This is a genomic window from Listeria grandensis FSL F6-0971 (assembly GCF_000525835.1).
Taxonomy (GTDB): Bacteria; Bacillota; Bacilli; order Lactobacillales; family Listeriaceae; genus Listeria_A; species Listeria_A grandensis.
The window spans coordinates 1-2595 of the sequence record NZ_AODD01000053.1; the positions used below are offsets into that span (position 1 = coordinate 1).

Below are 2595 nucleotides of genomic sequence, written 5' to 3' on the forward strand. Positions count from 1 at the left end.
GAAAATGGTAGCTCCTCGAAATCGAAGTAAAAGGTGCGTTCCTTGGCGGAGATAGCTCGTTAAATCTGGCGTATACAAGATTACTTTCTTTCCTGCTAGCGCCATATCAAACATGCTGGAGGAATAGTCAGTAATCAATAGTTCTGTTGTGGCTAGAAGCTCTTGCATATCTGGATACGACGTCGCATTGAGTACATCTTCGTCATAAACCATATCATCTGCTAACTTAGCTACATTTGGATGCAGCCGGATGAGGATTTTCCAATCCCCGCCAAATTTATCTTGTAACGCCTGTTTCACTTCGGTAAACTCTTGCAAGTAAACGGATAAACTCGCTTCTTGCCGAAATGTTGGGGCATACAGGGCAAATTTTGTCGTGGAGGCCACTTGAAAGAAATCCGCCACGCTCTGATGAAGAGCGGGATTCTTATTTAAAAGTAAATCGCATCGTGGGGTTCCTACTGGCAACACTTCCCCGTCAAACCAGAAGGAAGCTTGATACATAGCGCGACTGAAATCCGAACCTGCAAGCATATAGTCACACTTTTTAGCATCTCGTTTCGCGCGATCAAGGTATGCGATAGGAAGCTGATTTTCTGCATCTTTTTCGATTTTTTTTAGACGAAGCGGGCTATGCCAAGTTTGGATATACATTTGTTTTCGTCGTTTTGGTGGACTGTATTTTTGTCGGCAATTATCTAACCAGATTTTTGCTGTCGCCAGTTCCCGAAGCGCTTGTTTTGAACCGTACCTTACCGCCCGAACGCCTGCTGGAAGGGAGCTTTCCTGGTCTTCTCGTACGAGCCAGACAATATCAAAACCATGTTGTAAAAGCTCCGCAACAATATATTTGGGGCTATCGCTATATCCGCGACCATAGTGGACCGAGACAACAATTTTATTCGCTTGAAGTGGCAAAAACCAGTAGTAGTACGCATAATTTCCATACGTCCATCGCATTTTTAGTAGACGTAGGATGTGTGTAAGTTTTGAAAGCATGTCAGGTCGGCTCCTTTTCCGAGAAAATATGACGGTTTTTCCAAACGATAATCGCACGGTAGAGAAGCACCGTAAACTGTGATACAACCGTAATGAAACATAAGCTGCTTACCGTGAACATACCCGTCCAGAATAAAGTGGACAAACCGATGAGTTGCACAACTGCCGAAATAATCGTAGACAAATTGGCGTGTTTCGCGAGCCCCATTGGTGACAGCGTTGGAAATCCTAACATGTACACAAGGGGGGTCATGGCGACAATCGGCAGTAAGATGCGCAAGGTCGAGCCAGCCTCGTAGAACGCCTTCCCAAGAAAGAAGGACATGCATTCATGCGCATACATACCTAGTACGATACAGGCAACGATGACTGGTGGCATGATCCTCCAGATAATTTTCTTGAGTAAGCGGAAATCACGATGTTTAACCATGTATGGATATAAACTGTCCGCAATCGGTGTAAATGCTGATTTCGCTGTGCCAACGAGACGATCTGAGGCCACATACATCCCAACTGTCACACTACTCGGCGAGTACACCAACCCTAGAAAAAATGTGTTGGTCACTTGATACATCGTCGCGGCAATACGTGAAAAAAAGAAGGGGCTTGATTGACGAATGGTATTGGCCAAATAGCCTTTTTCCAGTCGAACGAACTTAATTTTCAGTTTGTAGCATACGTGAACCTGTGCGAATAAGAGGGCCACTGCATTACCTATCAGCGTAAAAAGTGGCACGAAGTAATATTGTTGAGGATGTTTCAAAAAAAGAAAGATCAGGAGTACAAAGAAGGCTTGAATTGCAACCGTTCTAACGGTGATACGCTTCATCGTCTCTAATCCACGATATAGAAAATCTGGTAAAAACGCACTAACTGCAACGGATGCAAACGTCAATACGTATAAAGGCAGGTCTTGTCGTAACATGGGAACTATATAGCAAATACTTAGAAGTACCATCAAACTCAGCCCTGTCAAAATCGCTTTTGCCTGCATGACTGCTGTATAAATGTTCGCGACTTCCTGCTTATTTTCACGATGTTGGGATATATCTGCTGTAGCGGATAAAATGAAACCAAAGTCAATCACTAATCGGAAATAAGTCATCATCGCAATCGCAAATCCAACCTTCCCATAGAACTCTGGTCCTAATATCCGCGTTTGATACGGAACCGTTATCAAGCTAAAGAAATAACCCGAGAATGTCAGCATGTATAAAAATAAAGTGTTTTGGAGTAATCGTTTTTTATTCGTCTTCATCACTTCTGCCATCTACTCCTCTTCCATACTTGTCGTATACATGTTCGTGCTGCCAAGGGATAGCTTACCCATCTACTGAAAGGGGTTTTCACGCGAAGTGCCTTATCATAATGGAGGCTATCTACGTATAATACATTTCGGCGCTGACGCAAAAATCGCTTTGCTTCTTTCGTTACTTCTTTCCTCTGCATTTCTTGATGTAATAATTGAATGACGCGGCGCTTGGAATCATACGAAACACGACTACCATAGATATTATTTTGCATAATCGAGCCTTTACGATACCTTCTTTTGAAAAACGTTTCTCCAACGTACATCACTCTTTCTGCTTTCGTAAA

At 43.1% G+C, this 2595-nt stretch carries 3 protein-coding genes; all 3 read right to left on the reverse strand.

Annotated elements, in window-relative coordinates; all coding sequences use genetic code 11:
* The coding region (locus PGRAN_RS15305; RefSeq protein WP_051998697.1) for a CDP-glycerol glycerophosphotransferase family protein at positions 1-999 on the reverse strand (999 nt) is incomplete at its 3' end.
* Position 1000: 1 nt separating this feature from the next.
* A complete protein-coding gene (locus tag PGRAN_RS15310; RefSeq protein WP_036068559.1) occupies positions 1001-2269 on the reverse strand; it encodes an oligosaccharide flippase family protein in 1269 nt (422 codons plus the stop codon).
* Positions 2257-2595 (reverse strand): LptA/OstA family protein (locus PGRAN_RS17055; RefSeq protein ID WP_206537385.1); only part of this gene is annotated, 339 nt, incomplete at its 5' end. The genes PGRAN_RS15310 and PGRAN_RS17055, both read right to left, overlap by 13 nt.

Excerpts from the sequence above, each read along its gene's own strand:
- PGRAN_RS15310 (WP_036068559.1), bottom strand. The coding sequence starts at position 2,269 with ATGGCAGAAGTGATGAAGACGAATAAAAAACGATTACTCCAAAACACT.